This window comes from Helcobacillus sp. ACRRO (genome assembly GCF_022347125.1).
Lineage (GTDB): Bacteria > Actinomycetota > Actinomycetes > Actinomycetales > Dermabacteraceae > Helcobacillus > Helcobacillus massiliensis.
Genome location: NZ_JAKRNG010000028.1, coordinates 1 through 24,667, shown reverse-complemented (window position 1 = coordinate 24,667; position 24,667 = coordinate 1). Strand labels below are relative to the sequence as shown.

The following is a 24,667-nucleotide window of genomic DNA, read 5'->3' as shown; positions in this document are numbered from 1 at the left end:
TGTCCGTTCTGCGGATATTCTGTGACCATGAAGCGCTTGCACCGCGCCGGCCTGGTTCCGGCGCTCACTCTCACTGCTGTTCTGGGTCTGTCGGGCTGCGGCCTGTCGTTCGGCGGTGATGAGCCGTACGCCAAGGACGATTCGGGCGGCGGGTCGTCGTCCCCGGCGTATGCGGGATCGGAGAACAGCCCCGGCGCGTCCGACGGAGGCGGCGAGTCGCCCTCCGCTTCCCCCACCGAGTCGGAGTCGCCGAGTCCAGAGGCGAGTGAGTCCCCGTCGGCCTCGAAGAAGCCGTTCCAGCCGGCGCCGTCCTCCACCACGGACAGCCCTCAGCAGGCGGCGCCCGCTCAGCCTGCGCAGCCGGCCCCCGCGCAGCCGGCCCCGGCTCAGCCGAGCAGCGCGCCCGAGGACGGCGGCCCCTACCATTCCCAGTTCAACGAGTCCGACAGTGACTTCATCGATGCGCCGGTCACCGCACCCGAGGGCCTGCCGCCGGAGATGGTGAAGGGGTATCGGAAGCTGAAGCCGCCGCCGTCGGGGGCGTGGGCCGAGGACCACATGCAGCCGTGGATCACGTATGACACGGCGTCGGACCTCTCCTGGGTGCAGGTCATCAGCACGGACAAGAAGTACAGCCAGATCCTCCTGTTCCACAAGGGGAAGTACATCGGCGTCACCACCGGCAAGGCGCAGCCGGGGCATCAGACGGTGACGCGGATGTCCAACAGTTCGATCCTCGTGATCTACCGGACGGATCGGGGCAACTACCAGGTGACCTACACGTGGCAGCCGGGCAATAAGAAGGAGCCCGTGCGAATGGACGGCGACGCCCCCGTCATGAACTGACGCCGAACGGCCCCAGTCGAGCGGGCGCGTTCAGCGCTGCCGCCGCGGCGGGCGCGCTCAGAGCACCAGTGTCTCCACCAGGGTGAACACGCCGACGGCGGCGAGCAGCCCGGAGAACACCAGGGTGAGGGTGGAAGGGCGCGCCTTCTGCGACAGCGGCCCGCCGAGGAGCGAGCCGGCCATGGAGCCGGCGAGGAACAGCAGCACGAGCGGCCAGTCGATCTGCACGTCGGTCCCGATGCGGGCGATGAGGGACACCGCGGAGGACATGATCATCACCAGCAGGCTGGTGCCGGCTGCGCGCCGCATGTCCAGGTGCAGCCCGATCACGAGCATCGGCACCACGATGAACCCGCCGCCCACACCGAAGAACCCGGTGAGGAGGCCGGTGAGGGTGGCGGCGGCGATGAGGAGGGGCAGTTTGGGGCGGCCGACGGGTGAGAGCGTCGCCTCGGTCCTCTGCTCCGCCTCGGCACTGGTCTCAGCGCGGGATTCGCCTGCCGCATCGGCGCGGGCTTCGGCTGCAGCGTGGGCGCGGGCCTGGGCTGCGCGGCGGTTCTCGCTGCGGCGAGTCTCCAGGCCGCGCCTGATCATCGCGACCGCCACGAGCATGAGCAGCGCGGAGAACAGGATGAGCAGGATCTGCCCGGGGACGAGTGCGGAAGCGCGGGACCCGGCGACAGCGCCGACGAGGGAGATGCCGCCGAAGATCAGGCCGTCGCGGACGGCGACGGAGCCGCGCCGCCAATGGTGGATGATGCCGACGATCGCGGTGACACCGACGATGACCAGGGATTCCGCGGCCGCTGTGTGGGGGTCCTGCGCGAGCAGGTAGACGAGCACGGGAACGGAGAGGATGCCGCCGCCGGCTCCGAGCGCACCGACGACCAGGCCGATGCCGAGGCCGAGGAGGATGGGGAGGACCATGCCCCCATGGTCTCACTGAGCAGGCACGCGATGTGAGGCGCAAAGCCGGAGGTGGAGTTGAATGCAGAAACTGGTACGAACTGCTCGATCAACGACGATGGCCCTCGGCGCCGTCTCGAACGCACCGCGTTGCCAGCAGTTCAGCACTTTCACTCATGCCAAGCCTGCCTTCGGCAACCCCAATGACCAGGTCATACGCATCATCATCTGGGGCGACGAGGTCCCACCCATTGAGTCCGAGGAAAACATGAACAGCAAGGAACCCAAGCCTCTTGTTGCCATCGACCAATGGTCGATGGCAAACGAGTGACTCCAGCAGTGCTGCGGTCTTTTCCATCTCCGTTGGGTAGACATCATTGCCCCACAGAGTCGTGGTGGGACGTACGGCAGCAGCTTCGAGGAGGCCCAGGTCCCTGATTGGCCCAACATCAAGATCATCGATGAGGCCCAAGAGGTCCACAAGGTCCAAGAACTGTGTCATTGACCCAGCCGGTCCAGCAGCTCGGCATAACGAGCCCGACCCGATGAGGACAGTCGGCGCACCTGTTCACGATGGGCGCGACGCTCAGCCGCCTCGCGAATCGCACGGGCGACCGTCTCCTGTTTGCTGAGCCCCTCGGCGCGCGCAAGCTCGGCAAGCAGTCGATCGTCATCGGGGGAGAGTCGAAGAGTCATGGCCATGACAACATGGCATCAATCCGGTACCACTGTCGCGATCCCCACCTCGGCTCCTGCGGGATGTCGCACCTCTCTGGCTCGCCTTCAGCAGCATCAAGGCTTGCGCGCCAGATCACACCCGTGTCTAGAATAGCTCTCATGACGATCACGCCTCCTGCTTCGACGACTGCTGTTCGAACCGATGGGGGCGCTGCCCCGTCGGCCTACCTCCGCCATCCGGATCTGCACGATGACCTGGTGGTCTTCTGCGCCGCCGACGACATCTGGGCCGCTGACCTCCCCACCACGGAGGGGCCGGCCCCGCATGCGCGGCGCCTCACCGACGACGGCGTGCCCGTCTCCTACCCCCGCATCTCCCCCGACGGCGCCCATGTCGCCTTCACCTCCAGCGCCACCGGCGCCCCCGAGGTGCATGTGGTCTCCACCGACGGCTCCGCCGACGCCCGCCGCCTCACCTATTGGGGCAACCGCAGCACTCGAGTCGCCGGGTGGCTGGAGGACGGCCGGATCCTCGTCACCACTGGTCACCGCGCCCCGAACACGCAGCGCGACGCACAGCTGTGGGCCCTCGACCTCGACGGCGGCGCCGACCTGCTGCCGTTCGGCCGCGCCGGCGAGATGGTGCGGCACTCCTCCGGCGTGACGGTGGTGGTGACGCCGTGGCGGAAGGAGCCGGCGCACTGGAAGCACTACCAGGGCGGCACCGCGGCGCGCCTGTGGGTCTCCCGGGAGGACGTCCCACTCGATGCCCCGCTGTCCGAGCATGCACAGCGCACGTGGGAGCCGCTGCGCGACGACCTGCTCGCCTCGAAGACCCGCCTCGCGTTCATCGGCGACCGTCTCGTGTTCGCCTCCGACACCCCGGGCGAAGGCGCCTCCCTGACCGATCGTGCGTCCGGGAACCTGTGGTCGATCGCGCTGGATGGAACCGATCTGCGCCGCCACACCGACATCGACAGCGCCGACGGGTACCTGCGCGACCCGGCCGTGTCCGGTGAGCGGGTCGTGTTCACCTCCCGCGGTCGACTGTTCATCAAGGACTCCCTCGATGCGCCCGCCCGGGAGGTTCCGGTACAGGTCAGCGGTGTGGGCGCGTCCCGTCGGCCCGCCCTGGCGGACCCGGCGCATGCGCTGATCGCGGCGCGGCCCACGCGGGATGCGCGCGCATCGGTGATCGAGTGGCGCGGCAGCGCCCATGTGCTGACGCACCGCGGCGGCCCGGCGCGCCTGCTGGCCGGCCAATGCGGCCTGCGGATCCGGGAGGCGTCACCGCTGGGCGGCACCGGGTACGCGGTGTTCGTGACCGATGAGCTCGCACAGTCCGACCGCGTCCCCAGCAGCGCCGATGCAGCGGGCGCAGGCGGTGCCGCAGCTGAGCCGGTCGTCGGCTCCGACGCCCTCGGTGTCCGCCGCCTCGACGCCTCCTCCAGCGCCGACGTGTTCGACCTCGGCGATGTGGGCCGCATCCTCCATGCCGTCCCGTCCGCCGACGGCCGGCGCGTTGCGATCAGTTCGCACGACGGCACTGTCCGCGTCGTCGACCTCGACCACGCCGGCGAGGGCGCTGACCTGCGCATCTCCCTCGGCGGGGTGCGGAACATCGCCCACTCCACCGGCGGTGAGGTCGCCGATCTGGCGATCTCTCCGGATTCGCGCTGGCTGGTGTGGTCCGAACCGAACTCGTGGCATCTGAGCCGGCTGATGATCGCGGACCTGGAGGAGAAGGACCCCGTCGGCCGGCCCCTCACCTCCGGGGCGTTCCGGGAGGCCCACCCGGCGTTCTCCGCGGACGGCAAGCATCTGGCGTTCGTCTCCAGCCGCACCCTCGACACCGTGTACGACGACCTCGTGTTCGACCTCGCGTTCGTGAACGCGCAGCGCCCGCACCTGCTGCCGCTGGACCGCACCACGGAGGACCCGTTCGGGCCCCGCGTGGACGGCTGGGCGGCGACGGCCGCGGAGGCGAAGCCGGACGAGGCGGGCAGCGCCTCCGGCCGCCCCGGCGCTGACGGCGCTGCGGCGATGCGGACCGACGGCACCACGGCGCCCACCGGTCCCCAGTCCCCGGTTGCCGCCCCGACCACCACGGTGCACCTCGACGGCGCGGAGCAGCGGATCCTGCCGTTCCCCGTGGAGTCCGGGCGGATCTCGCAGCTGCAGGCGGTGAAGGACGGGTTCGTGTGGCTGCGCCACCCGCAGGAGACCGTCATCGGCTCCACCCGCGCCGGGGTGGAGGGGGAGGCGCCGAAGCCGACGCTGGAGATGTGGAACCTGAAGGACCGCCGCCTGCTCACCCTCGCCGAGGGCGTGGACCAGGTGGAGGCGTCCGGTGACGGTGAGCATCTGGTGATCCGGCAGGGCGATGCTCTCGTGCAGATCCCGTCGGCCCGCACCACCGAGGAGGACGACCCGGCGCGCATCGAGATCGACACGTCCCGCCTGCGGCTGATGGTGGATCCGGTGGCCGAGCGCCTCGGGATGCTGTGGGACAACTACCGGATCATGGCGCAGCAGTTCTGGCGGGCGGACATGGACGGGCAGGACTGGCACGCGATGACCTCCTGGTACGAGGACGTGGTGCCGCGCCTGGTCACCCAAAGCGATGTCGTGGACATGATGTGGGAGGTGGTCGGTGAGCTCGGCACCTCGCACGCCTATGTGGCGCCCGCCGAAGTCGATGTGGAGAGGCCGCCGATGCCGGGCCTGCTGGGTGCGGAGCTGGTCCGCGACGGGGACGCGTGGGTGATCGAGCGGATCCTCACGGGGGATTCGTCGGATCCGGCGTCGCGCTGCCCGATCCTGGCTCCCGGTGTGGCGGCGCAGGTGGGTGACCGCATCGTCCAGGTGGACGGCCGTGACGTGGACCCGGCCCAGGGGCCGGCGCCGCTGCTGGTCGGCACGGCCGACAGGCCGACGGAGCTGGTGCTGGAGCGGCCCGGCGCGACGGGTGCTGATGCGCGCCGCCGCGTTGTGGTAGTGCCGACGGGTGACGAGCATGACCTGCGGTACCAGTCGTGGGTGCAGTCGCGCCGCGAGTTCGTGGCGGAGCGCTCCGGCGGCCGCCTCGGCTACCTGCACATTCCGGACATGATGTCCGGCGGGTGGGCGCAGATGCACCGCGACCTGCGGGCGGCGTCCGAGAAGGAGGGCATCGTGGTGGATGTCCGCTACAACAGCGGCGGCCACACCTCGCAGCTGGTGACGGACCGGCTGGCGCGCCGCGTGGTGTCCTGGGACTACCCGCGGCATCAGGAGCCGGGCACGTATCCGGCGTTCGCGCCGCGCGGCCCGATCGCGCTGGTGACGAACCAGGATGCGGGCTCCGACGGCGACATCGTGAACGCCGTGTCCCAGGCGATGGGGATCGGTCCGGTGATCGGCACCCGCACCTGGGGCGGTGTGATCGGCATCGACGGCCGCTTCGACCTGGTGGACGGCACGGGTATCACGCAGCCGAAATATGCGTCCTGGTTCGAGGGCAAGGACTGGGGGATCGAGAACTACGGCGTGGATCCGGACATCGAGGTGCCCATCCCGCCGAATGCGTGGGTCGCGGGTGAGGATCCGCAGCTGGCGCGGGGCGTGGATGAGGTGCTGGCGGCTCTGACGGACCGCCCGGCTGCGGTGGCTCCGCCGCTGCCGCCGGCCCGCTACGGCGGTGGCGGCGCTGCCTGATCCCACCAGCCCTGCGCTGGGTGAGCGCCTCGCCGAGGCGTGGGCCGACGGGTCCCTGATCCCCGTCGGCCCCGCCCCGGCTGCCGAGCTCCCCGCTTCCGAGCACCCTGCTCCGAAGCTCCCGCCTGCCGAGCGGGTGCGCGCGGACCTGGTCGGCACCGGCGAGTCGTATGCGGCGTGGCGGCTGTCCGCACCGGGCACGGACCCGGTGACGGTGCGGGTGCCGCTGACGGACGCGGCGGTCGGCCTGGAGTTCCCGGCGCTGCGCCTGGTGCAGGAGCACGCGCCTCAGGCGGGGCCGGCGCCGCTCGCCGCCCACCCGGATGGGGCGACGAGTCCGATCGGGGTGCCGTGCGCGGTGACGGGGTTCGTGCCGGGCGAGGTTCTGTCGCCTCAGGGGTGGACGCCGGCGCATCTGGCGGCGCATGCGCGCCTGCTGGCGCGCCTGCACACGATCGCGCTGCCCGGCCGGGGCGCTCTCCCTGTGCTCGCGCCCGGGCCGTTCTCACTGGAGGCGGAGGCGGCGTCGGTGTTCGCATGGTGGGAGGAGCACCACCCGGAGGCGCTCGCGCTGCCCGGCGACCCCGCCGGCAGCGCTGGGGCCGACGGAACCCGCCGCATCCTGGACCGCGCCCTCGCGTTCTGTTCCCGCATCGACCGCGACGCGGGGCTGACCAGCGATTTCGTGCTGTCCCACGGGGATCTGTGCGCCACGAACGTGGTGTGGTCGCATTCTGAACACCCGAGCCCCGAACGCGACCGCACGGCCGCCCCCGGCACACCGGTGCCGGGGTTCATCGACTTCGAGTGGGCACAGGCCGATGACCGCGCCCGCGACCTCGCCATCATCGGCGGCGCCGTCCACGGCGGCCCCTGGTACGTCCCCATGGACGACGCTGCGGTCCGCGCATTCGTCGCGGAGTACGTGCGGGAATCCGAATCGCTGACGGATGCGGCCGCGCCGCTGGATGCGGATCATCTTCTGCTGCGGCGTGACGGCTGGGTCGCGTACGAGCGGACGGCGATGCTGCTGCACTGCTCAGCGCGCGCATCCGTGGGCAATGAGCTTCACCGCCGCGTTCTGCCGGGCCTGCGGGAGCGCCTCAGTGCGTTCCTCGCGGGCTGAGGCGACCCGGCACGGCGCCCGGGATCCGCTTGGTGTCAGCGGGAGGCGACGCTGTGGCGGGACCCGTCGGACCCACCAGCGTTGGCGGAGCCTGCCTGCGCCGCCCACCGAGCGCTCGCGAGAGGCGCAGCGAGCAGGCCGACGGGCCCCGCTGCACGTCGTGATCTTCACCGGCAGTCTCCTCACGGTCTGTTGGATGATGGGCTTCGACATCCGCGCCATACTCACAGGCACCCCCTCCGCCACGAGGCCGTTCACCGGCGGCCCCTTCCTCCTCTTCCCCTTCCTGTTCGCACTGATCGCCAGCAGGATTGTGGTCGGCAAGATCCAGAGCGCCCTATCGGGCCACCGGACCCCGGCCAGTCCGCAGCGCCCGTCGGCCCCGTCCCAGCGCTCGTCGGCCCGATCCCGACGGAGGGCGATGCGCAGGCAGAACTCCCCGGTCTCCGGTGCCGATACGGTCGACCCGTACAGCGATGCCTCCCCGTGGTCCTCGCGCGGCAACGACATCGGGTACTCCCATGCCTCTGATTCCGCCCCTGGAGGCGCCGAGCAGTGGCGCCGGGGCGATGCAGCAGAGAGGGCCAGCGACCCCATCATCAGGATCGGCGACTGGGTGACGCGGAACAAGGGGGCCAGAACCTTCGCCTCACTGCCCATCGCGTCCGTGCTCAAGATCTTTCTGCCGACGCTCTTCTTCTCCGCGGCCGGTGCGTTCCTCATGCCGCGGGGCGCGGGGACGTCGTTCCTGGCGCTCATGGTCCTTGTCGCGCTCGGCGGGACCCTGCTGATGGCGGCGTACTACCGCAAGGCGAAGGACCAGCAGCGCAAGGAGCGGCAGTCCGCCTACCTGAGGGACAACGTCACGCAGTTCAATGAGGAGTTCGGCTCTTCGGACGTTGACAGCGGCCGCCCCAGCACCTCGAACCCCGACCCGTCCTGGCGCTGGGGCTGAGGGGGCCAGCAGTTCCGACCGATACCATCGGGCTTCCACGAAGCACACCGACACAGATGCAGCCACTCGCTGCGGTGTGCGCGATCGGATTTCCTCTGTTCGTACTGATCGGCACGCTTCAGCGCCGCCGGTAGACTGTGCTGCGCTTCAGAGCGGCCGATAGACCGCCGCTCTGGGTCCCCCCCTCCTCCATTCCGAGCCGATGCAGGTGTTTGGGGTCCCGTTGCCAGTCCCGCGCCACCGTGACCCTCAGATCCAAGCAGACGGGAGTTCCGAGCGGCCTGGCACGAGGACCCCGTGCGGCCGGGAAGCAGCAGGCGGGCCGTGGCCGGCGCGGATAGGACACCGCCCGCCCCGGCAGGAAGCCGGGGCGGGCGAAGAAGATGCCACAGGGATTCAGTTGATGTAGAACGGTCCCTGGCGCGTGATGGTCTCCGTCTTGCCGCTGGGCAGCCGATAGGTGACCTTGCGGACGGAGACGGCGGCGGCCGCGAACTGGGTGGACTCATTGGTCAGGCCCTTGGCATCCGCGTGGTAGGTCAGCCTCGGGTGGCACCGCCGCCGGCACTCTTCGGGACGTAGGTGTGCGGGTGCTTACCGTCTGTCACGCCCGTCGCGAAGAGGTAGCTCTTGCACGTGCGGTCCGAGTTGTAGGTCGGGGCGGGCAGCAGGTCGGCCGGCACGACGCCGTTCCGCGTGGCGGCCGTGTAGGTGAACTCCCACGCCTTGCTGACCCCGAACGTGCCCCTGTATTTGGGGTAGTTGTTCTTGAAGGCGGTGGCGTACCGGCTGAAGTCGTAGTCGAACCAGTTGCGGGTCATCGCCCCCGTGGCACCGTTGGCCGGATCCCACACCTTCGCGATGGGCTCCTTCGGGAGCTGGTAGAAGCTGATGTCGGTTGTGCTCCGGGTGGTCCCAGCCGCCGTCCATCGGCACCCGGTGATGTCCTGGTAGCTGGAGTTGCACACCTTCTTGGAATCCTTGACGTGGGAGTTGCCGAGGTCGTAGAAGCCCGGCCCCCGGCCCTCGTTCACCGAGTCATCGCGGGCCATGAAGATGAACGACTGGGTCATGCTGACGATCTCGGCGTCCGCGGGGATGTTCATGACGTTCATCCACGTGCCGACGAAATCGAATATCTGCGTGGTGTTGCGGGAGTTGCTGCCCCAGTTATAGGTGAGGTCCGCGTATGCCTCGATCTTCGGCGTGCAGTTCGAGGGGCTGGGGCTGACCGCATAGGCCGGGGCAGCGACGGCGGTGGCCACGGCCGGGGCGGCCCAGGCGATGCCGGCAGTGATGGTTCTGCGATTGATCGAGCGCGTCTGTTCGTTGGCCAAGGGGAACCCCTCCTCGAGGTCTGAGGTGACTAGTGGTCGAGATCTGAAGTGAACCGTGAACGAACCGTTTCAATGACCAGCTCGCCATCAGAGACGGTAACTCGCCATCGGACATGGTAACTCACCATCAGGGATGGTAACACAGCTCCTGCGCAAGTCGTGGCCGCGCCGAGGCTCACGTCACCCCCCCTTCGCTTCCACCTTCGACCTCCCGAAACGAAAGAACAGCATGACCGTTCGCACTGGCACCCGCCGCACTCTGCTCACTACCGCTGCGTAGTCCGTTCCTGCCGTCGCGGTCTCGGTGGCCGCCCCGGCCTACGCCGGCTCACCCCAACCGCCGAAGCGCAGCGGCGACTACGGCCTGTTCGTCACAGCATCAGCGGAGGGCGAACGCATGGGGAACATCAACACCACCTCGGTCCTCGCCGACTACACCGCTGCGGATACTCCGGGGGAGTCCTTCAGGAACGGCTCCACCTGGGTGGAAGCAGACAAGAACTGGGATGACGCCAACCGTCGACCGATCTCCCCGACCCCGCCATACCACAACGGAGAGGGCTCCTACACCCCGGCCGGCAACGCCGGCGGCAGCAACGGCAGCTATGCCGCCAGCACGGGCTTCTGGTTCTCCTCCCCCACGAAGACCCCCGGAACGGGAACCGGTTACACCGGCACCGCCACCCTGCAGCCCGGCGCTGTGTTCTCCTCGAGGATCACGATCGTGGCGATGCCGGGGGAACCCACCCAGTACGCGACGAACAGGACGCGGGAGTTGACCGGCAACTACACCCAGAAGCTCACCGACGAAACCAACAGTTACAACCCCTACATGGTGAAATCGCAGGCCGCCGGCACGCTCGCCCTGAAGCCGGGTACTGAGCGCACCTACGTGGATGCTCAGGGCCGGAACGTGTGGGAGGGCATCGTGACCTTCACCACGACCACTGCGCAGTCGACCACGGCTACGAAGCCGTTCACACAGGTGAAGATCCTGCCGTACGCCGGTTCCAACTTCCTCACGACCTACAGCTGGACGATCACTTCGTGGGTCGACTCGGCAACGATCACCGACAGCACCGGTGCCACCTCTACGGTGCTGTCGAACCAGGCTCTGAAGACCACGTCGTTCGTGAACAAGTAAGCCTCCCCGCTGGCCGCCGACGGATTGCTCCGCGCGGCCGGGTATGACATGAGCCGCAGTGCCGATCAGCGCTGCGGCTCATGTCATGGAGACGGGCTCCCTGCGGGGCCTTAGCCCCCTGGTGGGCGGGATGCGCGCCGGTTCAGACCTGCGGCGACTGGTAGCCGGGGCGCTCGTTCTCGTTGAGGCCCTGATGCCCAACCTGCGGCTCTGCCGGGGCGGCGCTCCCACCGAAGGACGGCGCAGTCGGCGCCTGGTCCGCGCTGTTCTGCGGGGCCGCACTCGCAGCAGCATGTCCGGCGTCCGTTGTTGCCGGCGCGGAGGCGCCGTCGGTGCCGTGGAACTGCGGAGCCTCCCCCTGTGGATGGTTCTGGCTGTGCGCGGACGCAGCCGCTGCGCCCGCACCGCCGGCAACGGCGGCGCCGGCGATCAGCTTCGGAATCGCGCCGACCACCAGGGCCGCCACAATGCCGAGGACGACCGCGAGGATGCGGATCATCGCCGGGTCCATCGTGGTCATCTCGAACAGGAAGTAGCGCGAGGCGAAGTACACGATGACACCGGCGAGGGCACCGAGGCCGCCACCGGCGGCGTTGGCACCGCTGTTCTTCTTCCGACCGAACATGAGGGGGCTCCTTCTTCAGGGACTGAGGGGGTGTACGCCGATCACGCTACGCACACCGCACCGCTTCGCACAGGGGGAGCCGATCCCCGAAGCATGGGGAGTTGATGGGGACCAGGCTCCCTCCTGGGCGAACATCAGTCTTCAGGCGAAGAAGGCGACAGTCAGTTCTCGCCGTCCTTCGTGCCCTCAGCACCGTGGTCATGGCCCTCGTGGTCATGACCGTGCTGGTCGGCACCGTGGTCGTGGTCGTGACCGTGGTCGTGGTCGTGACCGTGGTGCTCACCGCCTCCGTCGGACGCCTCGCCCTCATGGCCGTGCTCGTGGTCGTGCCCACCGGACACCTCAACCTCACCCGACGGCGACCCGGTCGTCACCTGCACCTCGTGCGGAACCTCCGGCAGATCCAGCGAGCGGTAGAGCTTGCCGGACTCGATGTCCACCAGGTGCAGCTTCTTCGCGGCCGGCTCGGTCACGAAGGCGGTCCCGTCGGCCACGGTGACCAGCGGGGCTGCCTGCTGCCAGTTCTTCGGCTCCTTCCACGGCTTCACCACCGGCACCTCATGGATCGGCTTACCGGTCTCGGGGTCGATGATGCGCAGCTTGCCGTCGGCGGTCAGCACGATCGCCTCCCCCTCCGGGCCGCGCTCGAGGGAGCGGAACCAGTAGGGCGAGCCGAGGTCGACCTTCTGCTGCTTGCCGGTGCGGGTGTCGAGCAGGCCGATCACGGTGCTGGCTTCGGAGCCGTCGCCGTCCTCGGCCTTGGGCTCACCATCGGTCAGGATGATCGACGAATTCTCACTGCCCTTGAGGTTGCCGGAGCGCTCAGCGCCCGCAATGGGGGCGACCTTGTGGAACTTCCCGTCGCGGTAGACCACGGGCCCGTTCTCGCAGCCGAGGGCCACAACATCGCCCTTCTCGGTCGGCTCAGCGACGGCCTCGCCGTGCACGCCCGGGCAGTCCTTCGTCTCGGCGGTGACCTTGCCGTTCTTGTCCTTCACCTGCACGGTGGTGCGCTCATCCTCCGTGCCCTGCGTGGTCAGCAGGCCCCCGTCGGCCAGCGGGACGGCCACCCCGTGGTGCGGGGCGTCGGTCTTCGTGGTGACGGCGGCGCCGAGGTCACCGTCGGCGAGGGCCGACGGGTCCATGATCGTGATCTGCCCGGTCTCATCCGAGAACAGGGCGGTGCGCTCGCCGTGGGGCACCACATGGCCGGGATGCGGGGCCTTGACGGTGACGTCGGTGATTCGGGGCTCCTGCTCGAAGAAGTGCTTGTGGTCGCCGTGGGGCTGCTCGATGAGGCCGGTGTCGTAGGCGGTGAACTGCTCACCGTGCGAGAGCATGACGTGACGGCCGTCGCCGGCGGGGTTGAGGCGGACATAGCCGTCGAGCTTCTCGGTGCCGAGGACCTCGCCGCTCTCGGCGTCGATGGTGGTCACGCCGCCGTCATGTGCGAGCACGACACGCGGGGACAGCGCGGCGACCTCAGTTTTCTTGGGGGCCGACGGCTTCGCGCTTGCGCTGGGGCTGCCGGACCCGGCGTCGGAAGCGCCCGACGAGGTGGCTCCGGCGCCGCAGCCGGCAAGGGCGAGGGCAAAAGCCCCGGTCAGAGCAATGCCGCGAACTTTCCTAGGAATGGTTCTCATTGGCTTCATGGTGGTGAAGACTAGCAGCAGATGGGAGCCGTTCGCATCTGCAGTGTCGGGTGGCGCGCGCTGCAACGACCGAAATCCGCGCAGTCTGAACGTTTTCTCGGGATTCGGTGGAGCCTGATCTGCAACGATGTCACCCATGAACAAGAAGGAACTCATCCAGGACGTCGCTGCAGCTACCGACCTTCCGCAGGCTCAGGCACAGGAAGTCGTCTCCGCAGCACTCGACTCGATCATCAAGGCCGTCGCCAACGGCGACAAGGTTCAGATCGCCGGCTTCGGCACCTTCGAGCCGCGCGAGCGCGCCGCTCGCACCGGCCGCAACCCGCAGACCGGCGCTCCGGTGGAGATCGCCGCCTCGACCGCACCGGCCTTCAAGCCGGCCGCAGCGTTCAAGGACGCCGTCAACAAGTGACCCCGTGATCAGCACGGGGGTGACCCCTGAGCTGATCCACTGACCTGCTGAGCGCCCCGCTCCCCGTTCGCCTCGCGCAACGGAGACGGGGCGCTTTGCTGTGCACCGCCTCCGCTCCCCCGGGCTCCCCGGGCCCCTGGGCTCCCTGCCGCCGCCACCGGGCCACTCCCACAGGGCCCGCGCCGGGGGACGGCGCTGTTCCCGGCCTGGGGTCGGCGCTGCTCCCGGGCTGGGGTCGGCGCAGGGCCTGTGCACATTCCGACCAAAAACCGGGCGTACGGCTCCGTAACGCCCCGCAGGCCCCGATTCGCTCCACTTTTTGCACAGCACTCACGCTGACGTGGCTAGCCGCGACTTTTGCACAGCACTCACGCTGCCGTGGCGAGCCGCGACCTTTGCACAGCACTCACGCTGCCGTGGCGAGCCGCGCCTGCCCCGGCCTCCGCTCCCGCGTAGATTGGCGCGCGTGAACCAGAACAGCAGCACCGCGAGCCCCAGCCCCAACACCGCCGCAGAGCACGGCATCGCCGTTGAGCTCGACGGTCGCGTCATCGGGGACCTTCGCGCCGTGGTGGGAGACGCCTGGTCACAGGTCGGCATGGAGCACCTGGCGAAGAACACCGAAGCCGTCCTCGGGTGGGTGTTCGACCCGGAAGCCGCGGGCCGGGGCTACGCGACCGAATCCGTCGGCGCCCTCATCACCGCGTGCTTCGCGCTCCTCGGCGTACGGCGCGTGAGCGGCAGCTGCTTCGCGGCGAACGAGCCGTCCGCGCGACTGATGAAGCGGCTCGGGATGCGACTGGAGGAGCACTCCCGAAAGACCGCGCTGCACCGCTCCGGCGAATGGATGGACACCATGATGTTCGGCGTCCTCGCCGACGACTGGCCGGAGCGCTGAGAGCGAGAGGGGCCGGAGCGCTGAGAGCGAGAGAGGCCGGGGCGCTGAGAGGCCGCAATCTCAGAGACTGAACGTGCGAAACGGCCCCGCACCCCGTCTGAACGAACAGGCAGGAGGCGGGGCCGGTGCGGGCAGGGCCGGTGCGGGCAGGGCCGGTGCGGGCAGGGCCGGTGCGGGCGGGGCGCTGCAGGCGAGGTGCGCTGGCTGCGGGGCCGAGGCTGACTGAGGCGGCTCACGCCGCCGGGCCGGGCCGGATCAGATCACGCCGAACGCGAGCATCGCGTCGGCGACCTTCTTGAATCCGGCCACGTTCGCGCCGATCACGTAGTCACCAGGGTGCCCGTACTCCTCGGCGGTCTCGAGGCAGTCGGTGTGGATGTTGCGCATGATCTCGGTGAGGCGCTGCTCCGTGTACTCGAAGGTCCAGCTGTCGCGCATGGCGTTCTGCTGCATCTCCAGCGCGGAGGTGGCCACACCGCCGGCGTTCGCGGCCTTGCCCGGGCCGTACAGCACCTTCGCATCGCGCAGAACGTGGATCGCCTCCGGGGTGCACGGCATGTTCGCACCCTCGCTGAGGGCCTCCAAACCGTTCTTCACAAGGGTGCGGGCGGCGTCAGCGTCGAGCTCGTTCTGAGTGGCGCACGGCAGGGCGATTTCGGCGGGAACATCCCACACGGAGCCGTCCTTGACGAAGCGGGACTTCCCGCCGCGGCGCTCCGCGTATTCGCTGATGCGGCCGCGCTCCACGCCCTTGATCTGCTTGAGCAGGTCGAGGTCGATGCCGTCCTCGTCCACCACGTAGCCGGAGGAGTCGGACGCGGTGACGACGGTGGCACCGAGCTGCTGCGACTTCTCGATCGCATAGGTGGCCACATTGCCGGAGCCGGAGACGAGCACGCGCTTGCCGTCGAAGCTCTTCCCCTTCGCCTTCAGCATCTCCTCGGCGAAGATCGTGGCACCGTAGCCGGTCGCTTCGGTGCGGACCAGCGACCCGCCCCAGTTCAGGCCCTTGCCGGTGAGGACACCGGACTCGTAGCGGTTGGTGAGGCGCTTGTACTGGCCGAACAGGTAGCCGATCTCACGGCCGCCCACGCCGATGTCACCGGCGGGAACGTCCGTGTACTCGCCGAGGTGGCGGTGCAGCTCCACCATGAACGACTGGCAGAAGCGCATGATCTCGCCGTCGGAGCGGCCGTGCGGGTCGAAGTCGGAGCCGCCCTTCCCGCCGCCGATGGGCAGGCCGGTGAGGGCGTTCTTGAAGATCTGCTCGAACCCGAGGAACTTGATGATGCCGAGGTTCACACTGGAGTGGAACCGCAGACCGCCCTTGTACGGGCCGAGGGCGGAGTTGAACTCCACGCGGAAGCCGCGGTTCACGCACACGTTGCCCTCATCGTCCACCCAGGGGACGCGGAAGATGATCTGGCGCTCGGGCTCGCACATCCGCTCCAGAACGGACGCTGCGGCGTATTCGGGGTGACGGTTCTCCAGCACTTCGAGCGATTCAAAGATCTCCCGGACAGCCTGGTGGAACTCGGGTTCGCCGGCGTTGCGTGCAAAGACTTTGTCCATTGTGGTCTGCAGGCTCGAGTTCACCATGCGCGATACCTCCGTGATGGGCGGGTGGGGGACGGGTCGATGCTATACGCCCTGTCCGTCATGCGGGAAACACTTTCCCCCATGTGGACTGATTCCCGGTACGGGGAGGGCGCGCGACCCCTATACTGCCCGCCCCGCTGGGCACCGGGTGGGCCCATCGGCCCGAACTGTGGGGCTCGTACCGCCCCCGTCCACGTGCCGCTGTCCGCTCGCCGATCCGCCGGCTGACTCCGGGGGCAGGCAACCGGCCGAGGCCGGGGCGGACAGTCGACCGAGACCAGGGCAGGCAGCCACACGCCGCCCGACCGATTCAGCGACATAGATCTCACTCGCACGGTGACCAAACTTATTAAGAACGGTTATCATCTTCATGCCATGAGTCCGTCGGCCCCGCCGCAGGCTCCCTCCCCACCCGTTCCGGCCCGCACCGGAACCTTCTCGCTGGAAAGGTCACCCATGCCCGCCCCCACCTCTCCCGGCCGCGCCGCACCGCCCGGGCCGCACCGCGCGGGTGCAGCCGGCCCGCTGACCGCCTCACCCGTCGGCGGCGCAGCCCGCCACCGCATCAACCTGCGGCCCCTTCTGCTGATGGCCCTGAGCCTCGCCGTCATCGCCGCCGGCTCCGTGCTCCCCATGCCGACCGCCCTCGCCGCCAGCACCGTGGACGGCAAGGACCTCCTCTTCCGCCGCCACGTGGACGCCGCCCACGTGTCCTGGACGGACGGTCACCTGGACGTGCAGGTGGTGGACGGCCAGACGGTGCGCCCGGCCGACGACGTTGCGGTCCGCCTCGGACCCGATGCCGACGCCGACGGCGCCGAGGTCTCCCGCATCACCGTGCCCAACGACCCGAACTTCTCCTTCCTCGGCAAGCCGGGCGATCACGTGTGGAACGCCCCTCAGCACATGTACGCCAACTGGGCACCCGTCTGGGCCGGCCTCGGCGCCGGCGACATCCCCGACACCATCGACCCCTCCTCCATCTCCCTCGAACTGAAGGGCACCACGGGCCCGGGCACGATGGAGGTGTACCAAACGAACTACGCCGGCACCCCCGAGCGCGCGTTCTCATCGGCCGACGGCGCCCCCGCGTCCCTCCGGTCCAACAAGATGAAGCCGGGTGCTCACGGCCACTACAACTGGGCGTTCACCAAGCCGGGCCGCTACGACGTCCAGTGGCAGGCCCACGCCCGCACCACCGACGGCAAGCCCGTCAGCTCCCCGGTGCGGACCGTGACCTGGTACGTCGGCACCGATGAGCAGGCGGGGCTGCCCGCCGGCTCCTACCAGGGCACTCCCATCACGCGCCCGATCGAGGAGCAGACCGGCACCCCGAATCCGTCCGACCCGGCCAAGGAGCAGCCGAACCCCACGAAGAAGCCGGGGGCCACTGATCCCGCTGACAACGTCTGCACGCACATCGACAGCGGCCACCTGGACGTGCGCGGGGCCGGTTCCGCGGACAACCTGCGCGCCTTCCTCCGCTGGGACGGACCGAAGGGGAAGCCGGTGGACCTCGGCTCGGCCTCCTTCGTGATCGAGGTGCCGGATTCGGCGAAGTCCGACATTCCGGCCACCGGCGCCACCGCGGACCTCTCCGCGGCGCTGAACTCCACCTCCGCCTACCAGCTGCCGGAGATCCAGGACGAGAACCTGCCGTGGATGGGCTTCTCCACCGAGGACCTGGACGTCCCTGAGGGATCGAAGGTCTCCATCGGCCTGCTCGGCGTGGAAGCGCCGTCGCCGAACGCGCGCTTCGCCCTCGGTCACTTCGATTCGGGCAGCGGCAAGTTCGCCGTTGATCTGGATTCGACCAACTACGAGGACCAGCAGATCGACATGCCGGGGCGCACCCACACGCACCGCGCGCAGTTCTTCTCCGAGCCCGGCTACTACACGGTGTACTACTGGGTGGAGATCGTGAAGCCGGACGGCACCCGTAAATACGCGACCCTGGACGCCTGGTACGCCGTCGGGACCGACGCGATCGCCAACGCCTGTGAGCGCACCGGCGAGACGTCGCCGAAGCCGGAGGACCCCGCGCCGACCGATCCGGCTCCCGAGGACCCGGAGATTCCGTTCCCCGGTGACGACACGGGCTCTGACGGCTCCGACGGCGAAGACACGTCCACCCCGGGCGACGGGAACGACACCGGCTCTGACGGCTCCGACGGCGAGGACCCCGATGTCCTCTTCCCCGGCGATGGCTCCGCACCCGCGCCGAAGCCCGGCACGAAGCCGGGTACGAAGCCCGCTCCGAAGCCGGACAACGCGCAGAAGCGCATCATCCTCGAGCGCGGCCACGTGGACATCTGGCACGTCACCGCGAAGAACGGCGCGCTGAACCTGGGCCTGTCCGAGGACGTCACCGGCTCGCACGTGACCCGCGACCCGGCGTCCGTGGAGCTGCACGTGAAGGACGCCGCGAAGACCACCATCCCGCAGGGGTGGCCCGGCGCCGGCACCGCCTGGTACCTGCCGCAGGCGCAGAAGCAGGACGTTCTGTGGCCCGGGTGGGACACCCAGGGCATCAAGGGCGGCGGTGTCGCCGATCGTGTGGACCTCGCGGTCACGAAGGTGACCGGCCCCGGGAAGATCCACCTGTTCGGGTCCGACGCCTTCGGCAAGCAGACCCCGCTGCTCACCGGCGGCGCCACCGAGCTGAAGGCCGGGGCGGTGCGCAAGCAGACCTTCCCGGCGCACACCCACGCGAATTGGGTGTTCACCAAGCCGGGTGTGTACACGGTGACCGTGCAGGCGCGCGGCACCGCGAAGGGCCGGGCCATCGCCTCGAAGGAGCAGACCTACACGTTCACCGTGGGCGATGACTTCCGCGGCAAGGCCAGCGGCGGCGCGGCCGGCGCACCCGGCGGCGATGCAGGCACCGGCGACGCCGGCGGCGCCCAGAACGGCGCTCTGCCTGCGGGCGGCGGCTCCCCGGCCTCCGTCGGCGGTGCTCCGGCCCCGACCGGTGACGCCGGTTCCGGTGCCCCAATGGGCGCTGCGGCCCCGTCGGGCGTGGGCGGCATGAAGCAGCCCGCGATGACCGAGTGCGACCCGGCGGACTTCTCCGGCGCGGGCGCCTCTGATGCCGGCGGCGCGTCCGATGCGGGCGGTGCGTCCGGCGCCTCCGATGCCGGTGGCGCTGCGCTGACCCCGTCGGGCCCGGCCCCGGGCGGCACCAGCTTCTCCGGTGCCCTCACGAGCAGCTTCGCCGCACGCTTCACCGCGGGCTCGGTGGCGCAGATCGTGACGGCGGCCGTGAGCGGCAGCTACACGATCCCAGCGAAGACCCACGTCCACCCGAATTGGGTGTTCTCCAAGCCGGGTTCGTACACCCTCGTGATCCGCCAGACCGTCACCGGGAAGGATGGGAAGACAGCAACCTCGCGGTCGCACCTGAAGTTCGAGGTGGGCCCGAACGCCAAGGGCGTCACGGACGGTCACTTCGACTTCGGCGCCCAGTACGCGAACGGCACCCTGGTCGGCGCGGTGAAGGACGACCGCTCCTCCCCCGCCAAGTGGGTGAAGCCGTCGTCGATGACGTTCGCGCTGAACGACACCGCGAAGACGAAGGCGCCGGCCGGCATTGAGTTCGTAGCCCCCGCCGGGTCGGACGTCTGGATGATCCCCGCCTCGCAGATCGCGGGCGTCCCGTGGCTGGGCGCGAACTCGATGCACCCGTCGATCGTGGACGGCACCACCGGCACGGTGCAGCTGACCCTGGAGAGCGTCAGCGGCCCCGGCAGCGTGGGCGTGTTCACCTCCGGCAACTTCGGCTCCGTGGTGGGCGAGAAGTGGTTCTCCGGTTCCGGCAGCGGCGGCCCCGCAGCCGCCGGCAGCGAAAAGAGCGCTGCCGGTGGCACCGGCCAGGACGCCGCAGATGCGGCCGCCCAGGGCGCCGCGGGCGCACTGCCCGGTGCGGCAGGCCCCGGCGCCGGTGCGAACCCCTGCATCCCCACCGGGTCGATGCCGCGCACCGGTGCGACCGTCGCCCCGATCGTGGCCGCTGCGATGCTCGCCGTGCTCGGCGGTGCGGCTCTTGTCGCGCACCGTCGACGCTCCGCGACCGCTGTGACGGGACGCTCCGCCCAGGCGAGCGCTCCGAGCCGCGGTGGGGAGACCGACGCGCCGTGAGCACCCCGCTTACCCGGCGGCGCCTGACCCGACGCACCATGCTCGGGGCAGGCGCCGCCGGCGCGCTCACCGCCGCCATCGCTCTGCCGGGCCGCAGCAGCGGCACCGTGGACGCGCACGGCCTGTCGATCATCACCACCACGGGGATCCTCGCGGATCTCGCACGCCGTGTGGTGGGCGCCGACGGCCGCGTCACCTCCCTCGTTCCCGAGGGCGGCGACCCGCATTCCTATGAGCCGACGCCCCGTGCGGTGCGGGACGTCGCCCACGCGGACCTGGCGCTCTCGAACTATCTGATGCTCGAGGAGCAGTCCCTGATCCGCATGATCGACGCGAACCTCGCACCGGGTGTGCGCCACCTCGCCCTCGCGGAGGAGGCGAGCCAGCACGGCGCGGAGGTGATCCCGCTGGTGGAGTCGCGCTCACTCGACACGGTGTGGCTCGGCCTGCGCGTCTCGGGCGCACCCGGCGGGGACGCCACCGCCGACGGGAGCGCAGCGGGCGGGGCCGACGGGAAGCGCCCCGCGGACCGGCTCGCCACCACGCGCCTCTCCCTGATCGGGGCCGACGGGCCCGGCGACCTCCACGGGTACATCACCGGCACCTTCGGCCAGCCGCAGAGCGTGTTCGACTCCTCCGACGGCGCCGGCGCCCGCTCCGACGCCATCGACCTGCCGCTGGACGCCCACACGCACATGAGCTGGGCGTTCACCGAGCCCGGCATCTACCGGGCGCGCTTCGCGGCGGTGTTCGCGGGAGGCTCCGTCGGCGGCGCCGTGCGGGCCGAGGGAGAGCTGGTGATCGCGGCGGGCATGGACCCGTCGACCATCCCCGGCCGTGAAGGCGCCCGCATCATCGATGCCGGGCACGCCGACCTCACCGCGGACCTCACCGGGCAGCGCCTGGTGCTGCGCGTCGACGCTCCCACCGGCAGCGCCGATCGCGCGACCGGCGGTGATCGCGGGGCCGACGGGGCCGCACCGACCGGCAGCGCCGCCCACGCGACCGAGGACCTGCCGCTGGACTCAGTGGTGGTGCACGTGCCGCCGAAGGCGCTGCTGCCGATCCCGTCGGACCCGGCGTTCCGGTTCATCGGGCGGCCCGGAACGGACGTGTACCAGCTGCCGCAGGCGGTGCTGGGCCGGCACGTGCACGGCGAGATCGACCCGCACCTGTGGCAGGACGTCACCAACGCGCAGGCGTACGTCGAAGTGATCCGGGACGCCGCCGTCGGCCTGGACCCCGAGCACGCCGCCGCCCACCGCGCCCGCGCCGCTGAGTACCTCCGGGAGCTCGACGAGGTGGATGCGTATGTGCAGCGCTCCATCGATTCGATCCCTCAGCGGCGGCGCCACCTCGTGACCACGCACGACGCCTACGGCTACCTTGCGCACCGGTACGGGCTGGACATCGCGGGCACGGTGTCGCCGTCGCCGGGGCAGGAGCCGTCGATCGCAGACCGCCGGCGCCTCGCCACCACCCTGCGCGACCTGGCGGTGCCGGCGGTGTTCATCGAACAGGGCGCAGGCCCCGCCTCCCGCTCCCTGCGCGACGCCGCCGAGATCGCCGGCGTTGAGGTGCGCCCCATCTGGGGCGACGCCCTCACGCCCGGGGTGCGCACCTACGCCGACATGATGCGCGCCAACGCCGACAGCCTCGCCCGCGGCCTCGGCGGCACCCCACTGGGCACCCACGACCTCTCCGACTGAAGGACCATCCCCATGACATCCACTCCTCCCCCTGCCCGCCCGGCCGCTTCGGCCCCGCTGCCGCGCCGCGCTCTGATCGTGGCTCGGACCGCGCCGTCCCGCCGCGCTCTGCTGGCTGCGGCCCTGGTCTCCCCGCTGTGCGTCGCCGCCGCGGCGTCGGCGCCCGCGAGCGCTGCGACGCCGGACCCGTCGGCCGATCCCTCTGCGGATCCCGCCCTGGACCAGACCGTCACCTCCGATGAGCAGGCGGTGCACGGCGAACCGGCGGATCTGTCCGTGGGGCACGTGGACATCGGCCCGCGCATCGTGGACGGCCAGTGGGTGCTCGCCGCCCGCGACGACCACGCCTCCCCGCCCGTGTGGCGCGACCTCAACGACGCGGTCCTGGTGGTGCCCGATGCGGCGCAGCTGCCGGTGCCCGACGGGGAGGAGTACGCGTTCCTCGGCGCGCAGGCGGGCGAGAAGGTGTGGACGATTCCGCAGACGGAGATCCCCGGCGTGGTGTGGCTCGGCTGGAACACGCAGGACCCGGCAGTGGTGCAGGAGGCACCGGACGGCATCACGCTGCGCTTCACCGGCATCCAGGGGCCGGGCCGGCTGACCCTATTCCTGCAGCCGGGGAACTTCGCGCCGCCGCAGCTGCTGGTGGATGGGGAGAAGCTCGCCGGTGGCGCCGCGCAGGACGTTTTCGTGGAGACGAACACGCACACGCACGCGAACTGGGTGTTCACAAAGCCAGGGGCGTACACGGTCGGAGTGGAGGTGCTGCCGGGCCGGCCGGACAGCGGCGCGGACCCGGTGGCGGCCGGGGTGCTGCGCTTCGCAGTCGGCGATGCCACGGCCCCGCAGACGGCACGCGAAGCCGCCGCCCCGGAGGGCGCTGCGGGTGCTGCTGGCGGCTCCACCGGGGCCGACGGGTCCGCCGCGTCCGATGGGTCCAGCGCAGGTCCCGCGGCTGGCGGGTCAGAGTCCGACGGGTCGGCGTCGCTGCCGTGGATGATCGGCGGCGGCCTCGGCGGCACCGCTCTGCTCGGCGCAGGTGCCGCCGCTGTCGTGGCCAAGCGCCGACGCGCCGCTGAACAGGCAGCCTTCGCCGGCGCGGACACCCCAGGGGAGGCGCAGTGACCGCCCCCACCGCCCGCCGCGCTCCATCCGCCGGACCCGCGAGCGAGGGCGAGCGCGGGGCCACGGAGACGACCGATGCGCGGACCGTCCTGGAGGGGCGGGGCCTGTCGGTCAGCCTCGGCGGCCGACGGGTCCTCGAGGACGCCTCGATCCGCGCCGACGCCGGCCGCATCCACGTGCTGCTCGGCCCCAACGGCGCCGGTAAGACAACGCTTCTGCGCGCCCTGCAGGGCCTCGTTCCCCGTGAGGCCGGCGAGGTGCACCAGGACGGTGCGATCGGGTACGTGCCGCAGCGGCATGACATCGACTGGGACTTCCCCGTCACCGCGAAGGACGTGGTGCAGCTCGGCCTCGTGCAGCGCCGCCTGCTGGATGTGCGGCGCCTCCTCGGCCCCACTCGACCGCAGCTCACCGCCGTCGCCGACGCACTCGAGCGCGTGCGGATGCTCGACCTGCGGGACCGCCCCATCGGTGAGATGTCCGGCGGTCAGCGCCAGCGGGTCATGATCGCGCGCGCCCTCGTGCGCCGCCCGTCCGTCCTGCTGCTCGACGAGCCCTTCACCGGGCTCGACATGCCCAGCCAGGAGCTGCTGTCCGACCTCTTCCGCGACCTCGCGGCCGACGGGTGCGCCATCATCATGTCCACCCACGACCTCACGCACGCCCTCGACATCGCCGACCGCGCCACCCTGCTGAACCGCACCGTCATCGCCTCCGGCGCCCCCGCCGAACTGCGCGATGCCGAGCTGTGGCAGCGCACCTTCGAGGTCGGCCCCACCTCACCCCTGCTGCGTCAGATCGGAGCCTTCACATGCTGACCCCGCTCGACTTCCTCTCGGACCTGACGAACCCGCTGCTGTCGTTCCTGCCGAAGGCGCTGCTGATCTCGGTGCTCTCCGCGATCGTGTGCGCGGTGGTGGGCTGCCACGTGGTGCTGCGCGGGATGACCTTCATCGGTGATGCCGTGGCGCACGCCGTGTTCCCCGGCATTGCGCTCGCGTTCGTGCTGCAGGGCTCGCTGCTGCTCGGCGGGCTCGCCGCCGGTGCGGTCACCGCGGTTCTGATCGCCGTTCTGGGCACGAGCAGGCGCCTGCGGGCGGACAGCATCATCGGTGTGCTGATGGTGGGGATGTTCGCCGCCGGCATCGTCATCATGTCCCGCGCACCCGGGTACAGCGGATCGCTGACGTCGTTCCTGTTCGGGTCCATCACGGGGATCCCGGACTCGTCGGTCGTGGTGGTGGCGATCGGCAGCCTGCTGGTGCTGGGGATACTGATGCTGCTGCACCGCGACCTCGTGGCCGTGGGGCTGGACCGCGGCTACGCGCAGGCGCTGGGGCTGCCGGTGCTGCTGCTGGACATTGCGCTGAGCGTTCTGGTGACGATGGCGGTGGTGATGAGCATCCAGACGATCGGGAACATCCTGGTGATCGCGCTGCTGGTCACGCCCGCGGCGGCGGCGCGGATGCTGACGGATCGGCTGGTGCCGATGATGCTGACGGCTGCCGGGATCGGCTGCGGCAGCGCAGTGGCGGGGATCTACCTGTCGTGGGCGCTGGACCTGCCCACCGGGGGCGTGATCGTGCTCGTGTGCACGGCGGTGTTCGCGGCCGCGTGGGCCCTCGGGCCGCGGCACGGGGTGCTGCGGCGCACCGTCGGCCGCGCCCCCGTCAGCGCTCCCGCCGCCTGAGTCGGGTCGATCCCGTTACCTTGTGAGCACCCCGATGGACGGGGTCTGGTCGCTCGGCCGGGTATGGCTTTGTTGCCCTGCCATTGATGGTCCGGGGGGTGTTGCCGCCCGGTCGAGAGACACGCGTTGACC

At 70.3% G+C, this 24,667-nt stretch carries 19 protein-coding genes; 12 read left to right on the top strand and 7 right to left on the bottom strand.

The window, feature by feature from the left end; genetic code table 11:
- Window positions 1-27: 27 nt before the first annotated feature.
- Window positions 28-846 carry an LppP/LprE family lipoprotein gene (locus tag MHY20_RS09655; protein WP_239376463.1) on the top strand — a complete coding sequence of 273 codons (819 nt, stop codon included), beginning with the start codon at window positions 28-30 and terminating at the stop codon, window positions 844-846.
- A gap of 57 nt (window positions 847-903) precedes the next feature.
- On the opposite strand, the gene MHY20_RS09650 is transcribed toward MHY20_RS09655, so the two are convergent.
- The 3 genes from MHY20_RS09650 to MHY20_RS09640 form a co-directional block, all read right to left on the bottom strand.
- Entirely contained in the window at window positions 904-1,773 is an 870-nt protein-coding gene (locus MHY20_RS09650; RefSeq protein ID WP_239376461.1) for a sulfite exporter TauE/SafE family protein, read from the bottom strand.
- Between the two features lie 88 nt (window positions 1,774-1,861).
- Window positions 1,862-2,254 carry a Fic family protein gene (locus MHY20_RS09645; protein WP_239376459.1) on the bottom strand — a complete coding sequence of 131 codons (393 nt, stop codon included), beginning with the start codon at window positions 2,252-2,254 and terminating at the stop codon, window positions 1,862-1,864.
- A complete protein-coding gene (locus tag MHY20_RS09640) occupies window positions 2,251-2,454 on the bottom strand; it encodes a ribbon-helix-helix protein, CopG family (protein WP_239376456.1) in 204 nt (67 codons plus the stop codon). Before MHY20_RS09640 ends, MHY20_RS09645 begins: the two co-directional genes overlap by 4 nt.
- 135 nt (window positions 2,455-2,589) lie before the next feature.
- Between MHY20_RS09640 and MHY20_RS09635 the strand changes: the two genes are divergently transcribed.
- From MHY20_RS09635 to MHY20_RS09625, 3 genes are all read left to right on the top strand, one after another.
- A complete protein-coding gene (locus MHY20_RS09635) occupies window positions 2,590-6,126 on the top strand; it encodes a S41 family peptidase (RefSeq protein ID WP_239376454.1) in 3,537 nt (1,178 codons plus the stop codon).
- Window positions 6,110-7,252, top strand: coding sequence for a phosphotransferase (locus MHY20_RS09630; RefSeq protein ID WP_239376452.1), 1,143 nt, complete (start codon window positions 6,110-6,112; stop codon window positions 7,250-7,252). Before MHY20_RS09635 ends, MHY20_RS09630 begins: the two co-directional genes overlap by 17 nt.
- A gap of 196 nt (window positions 7,253-7,448) precedes the next feature.
- Window positions 7,449-8,207: a hypothetical protein gene (locus MHY20_RS09625; RefSeq protein ID WP_239376450.1), complete on the top strand. Its 759-nt coding sequence runs from the start codon at window positions 7,449-7,451 to the stop codon at window positions 8,205-8,207.
- Between the two features lie 539 nt (window positions 8,208-8,746).
- On the opposite strand, the gene MHY20_RS09620 is transcribed toward MHY20_RS09625, so the two are convergent.
- A complete protein-coding gene (locus MHY20_RS09620; RefSeq protein ID WP_239376448.1) occupies window positions 8,747-9,544 on the bottom strand; it encodes a hypothetical protein in 798 nt (265 codons plus the stop codon).
- A 304-nt stretch (window positions 9,545-9,848) separates the two neighbouring features.
- On the opposite strand from MHY20_RS09620, the gene MHY20_RS09615 reads away from it, so the two are divergent.
- On the top strand, window positions 9,849-10,688 hold the full coding sequence (locus MHY20_RS09615) for a hypothetical protein (RefSeq protein ID WP_239376446.1): 840 nt from the start codon (window positions 9,849-9,851) through the stop codon (window positions 10,686-10,688).
- A 142-nt stretch (window positions 10,689-10,830) separates the two neighbouring features.
- On the opposite strand, the gene MHY20_RS09610 is transcribed toward MHY20_RS09615, so the two are convergent.
- A complete protein-coding gene (locus MHY20_RS09610) occupies window positions 10,831-11,313 on the bottom strand; it encodes a hypothetical protein (protein WP_239376444.1) in 483 nt (160 codons plus the stop codon).
- A gap of 161 nt (window positions 11,314-11,474) precedes the next feature.
- Window positions 11,475-12,956 carry a WD40 repeat domain-containing protein gene (locus MHY20_RS09605; protein WP_239376442.1) on the bottom strand — a complete coding sequence of 494 codons (1,482 nt, stop codon included), beginning with the start codon at window positions 12,954-12,956 and terminating at the stop codon, window positions 11,475-11,477.
- Between the two features lie 145 nt (window positions 12,957-13,101).
- Between MHY20_RS09605 and MHY20_RS09600 the strand changes: the two genes are divergently transcribed.
- Window positions 13,102-13,377 carry an HU family DNA-binding protein gene (locus MHY20_RS09600; RefSeq protein ID WP_183377152.1) on the top strand — a complete coding sequence of 92 codons (276 nt, stop codon included), beginning with the start codon at window positions 13,102-13,104 and terminating at the stop codon, window positions 13,375-13,377.
- A 340-nt stretch (window positions 13,378-13,717) separates the two neighbouring features.
- Window positions 13,718-14,275 (top strand): GNAT family protein, encoded by a 558-nt coding sequence (locus MHY20_RS09595; protein WP_343217750.1) that lies wholly within the window; start codon window positions 13,718-13,720, stop codon window positions 14,273-14,275.
- Window positions 14,276-14,530: 255 nt separating this feature from the next.
- On the opposite strand, the gene gdhA is transcribed toward MHY20_RS09595, so the two are convergent.
- Window positions 14,531-15,874, bottom strand: coding sequence for an NADP-specific glutamate dehydrogenase (gene gdhA, locus MHY20_RS09590; protein ID WP_239376438.1), 1,344 nt, complete (start codon window positions 15,872-15,874; stop codon window positions 14,531-14,533).
- Window positions 15,875-16,330: 456 nt separating this feature from the next.
- Here gdhA and MHY20_RS09585 point away from each other — a divergent pair, with 456 nt between their 5' ends.
- From MHY20_RS09585 to MHY20_RS09565, 5 genes are read left to right on the top strand one after another with little or no spacing between them, the layout of a single operon-like run.
- Window positions 16,331-20,011: a choice-of-anchor M domain-containing protein gene (locus MHY20_RS09585; protein ID WP_239376436.1), complete on the top strand. Its 3,681-nt coding sequence runs from the start codon at window positions 16,331-16,333 to the stop codon at window positions 20,009-20,011.
- A complete protein-coding gene (locus tag MHY20_RS09580) occupies window positions 20,008-21,720 on the top strand; it encodes an anchored repeat ABC transporter, substrate-binding protein (protein WP_239376434.1) in 1,713 nt (570 codons plus the stop codon). Before MHY20_RS09585 ends, MHY20_RS09580 begins: the two co-directional genes overlap by 4 nt.
- 12 nt (window positions 21,721-21,732) lie before the next feature.
- A complete protein-coding gene (locus MHY20_RS09575) occupies window positions 21,733-22,845 on the top strand; it encodes a choice-of-anchor M domain-containing protein (protein WP_239376432.1) in 1,113 nt (370 codons plus the stop codon).
- The gene (locus MHY20_RS09570) at window positions 22,842-23,663 is read left to right on the top strand and encodes an anchored repeat-type ABC transporter ATP-binding subunit (RefSeq protein WP_239376430.1); all 822 of its coding nucleotides are present in this window, start codon (window positions 22,842-22,844) and stop codon (window positions 23,661-23,663) included. Before MHY20_RS09575 ends, MHY20_RS09570 begins: the two co-directional genes overlap by 4 nt.
- The gene (locus MHY20_RS09565; protein ID WP_239376428.1) at window positions 23,657-24,535 is read left to right on the top strand and encodes an anchored repeat-type ABC transporter permease subunit; all 879 of its coding nucleotides are present in this window, start codon (window positions 23,657-23,659) and stop codon (window positions 24,533-24,535) included. The genes MHY20_RS09570 and MHY20_RS09565 overlap by 7 nt, the downstream gene beginning before the upstream one ends.
- The last annotated feature ends 132 nt before the right edge of the window (window positions 24,536-24,667 follow it).